Genomic DNA, 8,269 nt, shown 5'->3' on the forward strand with positions numbered 1-8,269 from the left:
CTCAGGGATGGTCGGGATCTCGGTGCTCGGCCACGAAACGCTCGCCCGTTTCGTCGTCGACGAGCGAGTTGTCGACCAGCCATTCAACCGCCCGCCGCCTCGGCGGCGGCGCCCACGGTCACGCCCGCTCCGGTGCGAAACTGGCGCAGCAGCCGGCCGAGCTGCCGACGCGGACACCCACCGCGAGCCCGACCCCGACGCTCGTTGCCATCCCGTCGATCAGGGCTCCCATCGGGGGCACAACTCAGGCGGCGTTGCTCGGTGCAGCAGGCCGGGCAGCGGCGCGAGGAGGATGAGTTCCTCCAGGCACATCGGGCACTGCCGCAGGTGGGTTTCGAGTTCCTGCCGTTCGAGCGGGCCGAGGGCGCCGATGAGCAGCGAGGCGACCGAGGTCGTGAACGGGCACGGCGGCTCAGCTGTCATGGTGGGCTCCGCGTTGCCGATCGAGCCAGCCCGGCCAGAGCCGCTGGGCGACCTGTAGCGGCAGGCGGCCACCGAGGTGCATGGCTCGGGCCACGCCGCGGTAGCCGGGCGGGAGGCCGGCAGCGATGACGATGTGTCCGATGAGGACCGGTGTGATGAGGTACGTGGCCCAGCGGTGCACCCGCTGCAGCCAGACGAACCAGGGGCCGCCGGTGACCAGGACCAACCCGATGCCGCTGCCGATCAGGGCCACGAACAGCCCGACCATCAGCAGGTTCGCGACGCGCTGTCCCGGGTCGAAGTGGCCCTCGTGCCGGGCGAACCGGCCGGTCACGAGTGCGCCCGGCCAGCGGGCGAACCACCTCAGATCGCCGTGGTCGTGGCGCAGCGACTCCCGGAGGAAGGCGCGGGTTGCCCGTACCCCGAGCGTCACCGCGCTGGCGGCCAGTGCCGTCAGCACCCAGCCGGCGTACCGGTGCAGGCTGGTGTCGGCGATCCCGGTCAGCCGAGCGGCAACACTGGGCTGCCCCTCCCGCCCGGCGACCAACCACCAGCCGGTACCCAGCAGGATCAGCACGGTGAGATAGGTGAGTGCGTGAAACCACCGCGTGGCGCGGGAGTAGCGCCGGACGGTGCCTGGGTCGCTGGCCATGGCGTCAGTAGATGTACGGGTTGGAGATCGTGGGTGGCGTCCCCTCGCTTGCGGCGCTGGGCGAGGGTACAGGCCCTCCGCCACTTCCGATGGTGATCGGCGTGGTGGCTTCGGCCCCGGCCGGGGAGTGGTTGGCGTTGCGCAGCGACACGTGCATCGTGTGCTGCCCGGAGGGCGCGTCGGTGATCTGGGTGGTGTTGGACTCGACGATGAGGTAGTCGGATTCGTTGTCGTCGAACCAGATGTGCACGTGGTGCTGGCCAGACTCGCTCGGGCCGAGCGGCTCGCTGCTGTCAACCTTGACGGTGAACGGGGTGGACACGGTAGCGCCGCTGACGGGCTCGACGACGAGGACCGACAACTCGCCGCTGTCGCCCCCGGTCGCGCCGTTCGGTCCGGTGCAGGCGGCCAGTGTGGCCAGCATCGCCACGCCTATCGCAATCTTGAGTCTCATACCAGTACTACCTGCGTCGACCTGGGGAGGGATTTCTCGCCCAGGAGAGATCCCGCAACGACGTGTCGTGCGTAGTACTGAATGTGGGTGTCAGTGACGAGGCTCTGGTCGCTGGGATGGCGGCCGGGGACCCGCAGTCCACGGCGAGCTTCGTGCGCCGCTTCCAGGCCCGGGTATACGGCCTGGCGGTGAGTATCGTCGGGGTCACGGCCACCGCGGAGGACGTCGCCCAGGAGGCGTTCGTGCGGGCGTGGCGGTACGCCGGCGGCTACGATCCCCGCCGTGGCGCCGTGCTGCCGTGGCTGCTGTCCATCACCCGCAACGCGGCAATCGACGCGATACGGCTGCGCCGCGATCGCCCCTACGAGCCGGAGGTGATGGTGGCGCTGCTCGCCGCCGCCGAAACCGCCGCCACCACCGCACCGACCGACGAGGTCGCCGACGCCGACCGCATCCGCGTCGCCCTGCGCGAGCTGCCGCCCGAACAGGCCACGGCCGTCGTCCTGGCGATCTTCCACGGACTCACCGCCAAGGAGATCGCCGAGCGACAGGGCCTACCGCTGGGCACCGTCAAGACCAGGATCAGGCTGGGCCTGTCCCGGCTACGCGATCATTTCGAGGTACGTGATGAGTGAGCTGCCACAGTGCCCCGACGTGCGCGGCGTGCTCCCGGAGCTCGCCACCGGTGCGGCCGCTGGGGATGATCGGGCCTGGGCCCTGGCCCACGTGGCGCGCTGCCAGGACTGTCGCCGAGAACTTCACCACCTGACCACGACCGCCGATGCCGTCCTGCTGCTCGCGCCCTCCGTCGATCCCCCGCCGCAGTTCGAGAGCAGCGTCCTCGCCCGGCTGGACGCGGCTCCCGCGCCGCCACCCCGCCGGCGTTTCTTGGCCCGGCGGCGGGTCGTGGCGGCCCTGGCGATCGCGGTCTCCGTGCTGGTCGGCGCCGGCGGCGGGGCGCTGTTCGTCCAGTCACGTACCGCAGAGGACCGGCGCCTAGCCGACCAGTACCGGCAGACCCTCGCTGTCGCCAACGGTCGCTACCTCAAGGCAACCACCCTGACCACTGCCGACGCACGACCAGCGGGCACCGTCTTCCTCTACCAGGGGAACCCGTCCTGGGTGCTGGTCACCATCACCGCCGCGCCCGCCGACGGCCCCTACGCAGCCTTCGCCGTCGACCGTGCCGGCGCCATGCACCCGATCGGCACCTGCCAGGTCACCAACCGCACAGGAACTTACGGATACCAGCTCAGGCTGGCGGTCGCCGAGGTCAGCCAGATCCGCCTCCAGTCGGCCGACGCCGTGCTGACTGGGGCGCTGTTGCGTTAAGGGATCGTCAAGATCACTTGTCGCAAGGCTTCCTGCAAGATCGAGCTTGGGGCCCACAACTCGGTCTACAGGATCGGGACAAAAGGTGTCCTACTGGCAGCCCTATCGAGCAACCGATGGCCGCCCTGCCGCCCGTCTGGAACCTCGTGACGGGAAGATCTGCGGCGCCGAGACGGCGCGATGGCTTAATGCAAGAGCGCCTGCTCGGCTCGCCGGGTCGATGGCAGGCGGGATGGCTCCCTCCGCAACCACCCACGGCCCGGCACCCGCCGACGGTCTTCGGCCCGTACCTGGCGGTGGCGGGCTGGCTGGTCGGCTCCCGGTCGTGGCCGGCCCGCTCTGCCCCTGGCAAATCGGCGATTACCGGGTAATGCGGGTCTTTCCTGACTACGGTATCTGCGGAGGCGATGCCGGTGACGATGGAAGCAGAGCGCACCCTGCGCGCGGAGGAGCTCACCCGACTGGGTGAGCTCGCCGCCCAACTCCGAGTGGACGCGATCCGGTGCAGCACCAGGGCGGGATCGGGGCATCCGACCTCGAGTCTGTCCGCCGCGGACCTGCTCGCGGTGCTGATCTCCCGACACCTGCGTTACCAGTGGACGGACCCGCGCGGTCGGACCAACGACCACCTGATCTTCTCCAAGGGCCACGCCTCGCCGCTGTTGTATGCGGTCTTCAAGGCGGTGGGCGCGATCACCGATCAGGAGTTGGTCGAGACCTACCGCCAGTTCGGGTCGCGCCTGCAGGGACACCCCACGCCGGCCCTGCCCTGGGTCGACGTGGCCACCGGGTCGCTCGGTCAGGGACTGCCCGTCGGGGTCGGGATCGCGCTCGCCGGCCGGTACCTCGACCACCTGCCGTTCCACGTGTGGGCGCTGTGCGGCGACAGCGAGATGGCCGAGGGCTCCATCTGGGAGGCGCTGGACAAGGCCGGCCACTACGGACTGCGCAACCTCACCGCGATCGTCGACATCAACCGGTTCGGGCAGCGGGGTCCGACCGAGTTGGAATGGGACCTGGACACCTACCGCCGCCGGGTCGAGGCGTTCGGCTGCCAGGCGCTCGTCATCGACGGCCACGACCTGGCCGCGATCGACGAGGCGTTCGGCCGGGCGCGGCAGGCGACGGGCCCGACCGTGGTGCTCGCCCGGACGGTCAAGGGCAAGGGGGTGCCGGAGGTCGAGAACCAGCCCGGGTGGCACGGCAAGCCGCTGAAACCCGACATGGCCGAGCGGGCCGTGGAGGCTCTCGGCGGGATACGCCAGATCCGCGTCACCGGGCCGCAACCCGAGTCCGCCCCGCCCGCCGGCGCCCCCGTCGGCGAGCCGCCCACGCTGCCGCGGTACGACAAGGGGGCAAAGGTGGCCACCCGGAACGCGTACGGTGACGCGCTGCGCGCGCTGGGCTCGCGGCCGGACGTGGTCGCCCTAGACGGTGAGGTCAGCGACTCCACCCGCGCCGACAAGTTCGGCGAAACGTATCCCGACCGGTTCTTCGAGATGTTCATCTCCGAACAGCAACTGGTCGCCGCCGCGGTCGGGCTTCAGGTACGCGGCTATCGGCCCTTCGCCTCGACCTTCGCGGCGTTCTTCTCCCGCGCCTACGACTTCGTGCGGATGGCCGGCATCTCCCGGGCCGACATCGCCCTGTCCGGGTCGCACTCTGGGGTGGAGATCGGGACGGACGGTCCCTCGCAGATGGGGCTGGAGGACCTGGCAGCCATGCGCGCCGTGCAGGGGTCGACGGTGCTGTATCCCAGCGACGCCGTGTCCTGCGCGGCCCTCGTCGCGCAGATGGTCGACCGCAAGGGCGTCAACTACCTGCGCACCACCCGAGGCAAGTACCCGGTGCTCTACGACAACGAGGACGCCTTCCCGGTCGGCGGCAGCAAACTGCTCCGCGGCGGCGGCGGCGACGACGACGTCGCGCTGATCGGCGCCGGGGTGACGGTGCACAACTGCCTCGCCGCCGCCGACGAGCTGGCGCGCGAGGGGATCAAGGCCCGGGTCATCGACCTGTATTCGGTCAAGCCGCTGGACCGGGACCGGTTGCTCGACGCCGTCCGGGCCACCGGCGGCCGGCTGCTGGTGGTCGAGGATCACTACCCGGAGGGTGGCGTGGGGTCGGCGGTCCTCGAGTCCCTGGCCGACCTCGCCGAGCCGGTGCGGGTGAAGCACCTGGCGGTACGGGGCCTCCCCACCTCCGGTACCCCGACCCAGCTGATGGACCAGGCCGGGATCGGGGTGAGCGCCATCGTCGCGGCGGCACGCGCCGCGGAGGCCCCCGGCCACTGACGCGGCGGGCGCCGTTTCACCCTTGACGCGCGGGTAGACGCAGCATTCGCGGCAGGAGGGGGTTCGAGGTCCGAGCCGATCACCCGTGCCACCCGCCTTGCCGAACGGGGTACGGACGCCGTCGACGAAGACGACATCCCGACGCTCGCGACGTTGGCGGAGCGGCTCAGCGGCGGCCAGGCACGGGATCTCGCCGTGCAGCTCCCCGAGGGGCTGCGGGGAGACCTACGCAAGCTCGACGAGGAGGCCGAACCGTTCGAGCTTCCCGAGTTCTTCGAGCGGGTGCGGCACCGCGCTGAACAGGAGCGCTGGCTCGTCGAGATTGAAGGAATCGACCTAACGCTGACCTTCCTCGCTCAGAAACGCCAAGAAGCCCTCCGCAGGCAGCCTGCCGGGCCCGCCTTCCTGGGGCTGCCGGCGATAGGACCCACGCCATGAGTTGCAGGCATGCGCCCCCACCATCCGGATCTGCCGATGAGCGCGCACGTGATCATGGCGGAGGCCCGGCGTCGAAGTGATCAAACGGCCGATGGCCGGCGGCGCCGGATTCGGGACGTGCTCCGCTGAACGACGTTGCTCGGCTGATGGCGTTCCGAGGGTGTGGATCAGCGGCGTTCGGCCAGCTCGGCGAGCCGGTCGAGCGAGGCCCGCAGCTTGTCCGCCGTGGTCGCTCTTGCGTGCGGGATGCGCTTCTCATCCGTGAGTTGTGTCCAGTCGTAGGTGTGCGTCACGCGCGTGTGTGATGCGTCGATCGGCTCGAGTACCCACCGCCACAGATGCCCGGGTGTCGGCTGGCCTGGCTCGCTTGGTCGCCACGCGATGCGGCGCTGCTCGACGAACTCGACCACATGGTTCTCGCGGACGCTGCCTGTCGTGATCGTCATGATGAAGACGTCACCGACGGCATGGACTCGCTGCCCGGAAAGCGCCTCGGACAAGTTGTCGTTGCCGTCCCAGCGGGGCTGCTGTGACGGATCGGCGATGAGCTCGAAGATCTCCGCAGCCGTCGCGGCAATATCACGGCTGGCGGTGACGACATGCTCGGATTCATGGAGGCGGGTCACCTTCCCATCGAAGCACGCGACAACCGATTGGTCACCCTCGGGCGTCCTGTCATGGCACCCTTTGTGTCAAGACACCGCTCGGAGGGCGGGTTTAGGTTGGGTGGTGGCGGGTCCGGGAAGTGGCTTGTCCGAAGGGCCGATGTCCGGGGTCAGGTCGGTCACGCTGGGTTGCAGAGTCGTCCCCGAGTGCCCTCCCGGATCCGCCGCCTGCCGTTGCTGTTGGTCTGCGAGCATGCGGGTGTAGACGACGTTGGACAGTCGCCGCTTGAGCGCCCGCATGGCTTCCATCGAGGTCTTCCCGGCGGCTTTCTTCGTGTCGAAGTAGGCGCGGCCTTCGGTGCGGTTGCGTAGCTGGACCACGGCCATGATGTGCAGCGTCCGGTTGATGCGGCGGTTGCCGGCGCGGGAGAGCCGGTGACGCTGCTGGTCGCCGCAGGAGGCGTCGAGCGGGGCGGTGCCGTTCCAGGAGGCGAACCGGTTGCGGTCGGCGAAGCGGCGGATGTCGCCGACGTCTGCCAGCAGCCGGGCTGCACCTGACGGGCCGATGCCGTGCAGGTCCATCAGGGTGCAGCCGCGGGCGATCACCAGCTTTTTGAGGTCCTTCTCCGCGGTCTTGATCTTCTTGTCGATGCTCTCAAGTTCACCGATCAGCTCGACGGCGAGGCGGCGTCTGGTCTTGCCCACGATGTCGCGGGGTTTGATGGTCGCGATCAGCGCACGTGCCTGCCGGGCGGACAGGAATTGCTTTGCCCCGCCTGGGAAAAGTTCCAGCAGCAGCCGGTGCAGCCGGTTGACGGTCTGCGTCCGTGCGCGGCCAAGCTCGTCGCGACGGTCGACCAGCATCCCCATCACCTGCAGGTCCGGGTCGAGCTGGACCCGTACGAGGTTCGGCGAACGCAGTGCCACCATCGCCACCGAGTGCGCATCCACCGGGTCGGTCTTGCGGCCGTTGCCAGTGGCGAACACCCGCACCTGCGCGGACAGCTTCGCGGGCACGTCCATGACCGTCTCACCGTCATGCAGCAGGCGGTGGGCGATGTGCTTGCCGATGCCGTTGCACCCCTCGACCGCCCACACCCGATCGGTGTACTTGCGGCCGGCGGCGAGCATCTGCGCGTAGCCGGTCTTGTCGGTGCCGTACCTGCCCACTGCGAGCACCCGGGCGCGTTCGTCGACAACCTCGATGGTTGCTGAGCGCTTGTGCGGGTCCATCCCGATGATCACCGACATCGGCGCCTCCCCTTGACTGAACTCGATGAGTTGTCAGCAAGGAGGGCACCGCTACTTCGAGCAGAACAAACCCCTTTCCAGCCTCTCCTCGCGCGGTGCCCGGCGAGACCGCAGGCCATGAGAGAGCCACACCAATGACACCGGTGGGCAGCCGCAATGTGGGAGCGTCTCGCCGAGCACCTGGACCGAGTCTGGCCGGACACCGATCCTGCGCAAAGTCTCTAAGTAGCCGCGAGTCGGACGTCTTCGATTCCGACGCTCAGTCAGGTCGACGTGCGGCAGTCGCACGCTGGTACGAGGCGGAAGATGATACCGGGGAGTGACGTGGAGCCGCGCGATCTCCTTCTAGCGTCGTGCGCATGAAGAGGATCCTTGCCGCTGTCGGAATGCTGTTCGGGCTCTACCTGATTGTTCGTGCTGCTGTCGAGCCGTTCGTGATCAACATGAAGGATCCGGCCGACTACCGGTCGGATTGGGGCGGCCCGAGCCTGGCCGGCGTACTAGCGGTCCACTGTGGACCGGGAATTGTCTCAGCGGTACTGATCGGGCTAAAAATCCGTTCATGGGGGCGCCGGCGGGCGATGCTCAGCCAGGGCGACCGGTGACGTGGGCATGTCGAGGTGGCGCTGATTCCCCGGCGATCCGGTAGAGCCGTCCCCTCGCCGCGGTGCACTCATTTGCCGCTGACCGTGCGTCCGGCACCGCCCTGTCGTGTCGAGAACAGTGCGTCCGATCTTGAGACGTGCAAAGACGTGCAAAGCTTCGTGGGTGACGATTTCCTCGGAAGTTCTAGCTTCTGCGGCGGCCGACCCGACCTCTC

The 8,269-nt window shown here is 69.1% G+C and carries 10 protein-coding genes; 5 read left to right on the plus strand and 5 right to left on the minus strand.

The window, feature by feature from the left end; translation table 11 throughout:
* Window positions 1-219: 219 nt before the first annotated feature.
* From ABZU69_RS33045 to ABZU69_RS33055, 3 genes are read right to left on the minus strand one after another with little or no spacing between them, the layout of a single operon-like run.
* Window positions 220-423 (minus strand): hypothetical protein, encoded by a 204-nt coding sequence (locus ABZU69_RS33045; protein ID WP_354968209.1) that lies wholly within the window; start codon window positions 421-423, stop codon window positions 220-222.
* Window positions 413-1,075, minus strand: coding sequence for a cytochrome b/b6 domain-containing protein (locus ABZU69_RS33050; RefSeq protein ID WP_354968210.1), 663 nt, complete (start codon window positions 1,073-1,075; stop codon window positions 413-415). The genes ABZU69_RS33045 and ABZU69_RS33050 overlap by 11 nt, the downstream gene beginning before the upstream one ends.
* Before the next feature lie 4 nt (window positions 1,076-1,079).
* Window positions 1,080-1,529: a hypothetical protein gene (locus tag ABZU69_RS33055; protein ID WP_354968211.1), complete on the minus strand. Its 450-nt coding sequence runs from the start codon at window positions 1,527-1,529 to the stop codon at window positions 1,080-1,082.
* A 116-nt stretch (window positions 1,530-1,645) separates the two neighbouring features.
* Between ABZU69_RS33055 and ABZU69_RS33060 the strand changes: the two genes are divergently transcribed.
* From ABZU69_RS33060 to ABZU69_RS33075, 4 genes are all read left to right on the plus strand, one after another.
* Entirely contained in the window at window positions 1,646-2,164 is a 519-nt protein-coding gene (locus ABZU69_RS33060) for a sigma-70 family RNA polymerase sigma factor (RefSeq protein WP_354968212.1), read from the plus strand.
* Window positions 2,157-2,861 (plus strand): hypothetical protein, encoded by a 705-nt coding sequence (locus ABZU69_RS33065; protein ID WP_354968213.1) that lies wholly within the window; start codon window positions 2,157-2,159, stop codon window positions 2,859-2,861. Before ABZU69_RS33060 ends, ABZU69_RS33065 begins: the two co-directional genes overlap by 8 nt.
* Window positions 2,862-3,280: 419 nt before the next feature.
* A complete protein-coding gene (locus ABZU69_RS33070; protein WP_354968224.1) occupies window positions 3,281-5,155 on the plus strand; it encodes a transketolase in 1,875 nt (624 codons plus the stop codon).
* A 153-nt stretch (window positions 5,156-5,308) separates the two neighbouring features.
* Window positions 5,309-5,593, plus strand: a complete 285-nt coding sequence (locus ABZU69_RS33075; protein ID WP_354968214.1) for a DUF2267 domain-containing protein — start codon at window positions 5,309-5,311, stop codon at window positions 5,591-5,593.
* 167 nt (window positions 5,594-5,760) lie between these two features.
* On the opposite strand, the gene ABZU69_RS33080 is transcribed toward ABZU69_RS33075, so the two are convergent.
* Window positions 5,761-6,219: an SRPBCC family protein gene (locus ABZU69_RS33080; protein ID WP_354968215.1), complete on the minus strand. Its 459-nt coding sequence runs from the start codon at window positions 6,217-6,219 to the stop codon at window positions 5,761-5,763.
* Between the two features lie 66 nt (window positions 6,220-6,285).
* Entirely contained in the window at window positions 6,286-7,449 is a 1,164-nt protein-coding gene (locus ABZU69_RS33085; protein WP_354968216.1) for an IS110 family transposase, read from the minus strand.
* 359 nt (window positions 7,450-7,808) lie between these two features.
* Between ABZU69_RS33085 and ABZU69_RS33090 the strand changes: the two genes are divergently transcribed.
* Window positions 7,809-8,054, plus strand: coding sequence for a hypothetical protein (locus ABZU69_RS33090; RefSeq protein ID WP_354968217.1), 246 nt, complete (start codon window positions 7,809-7,811; stop codon window positions 8,052-8,054).
* The last annotated feature ends 215 nt before the right edge of the window (window positions 8,055-8,269 follow it).

Source organism: Micromonospora sp. NPDC005206, assembly GCF_040608175.1.
Classification (GTDB): Bacteria; Actinomycetota; Actinomycetes; order Mycobacteriales; family Micromonosporaceae; genus Micromonospora.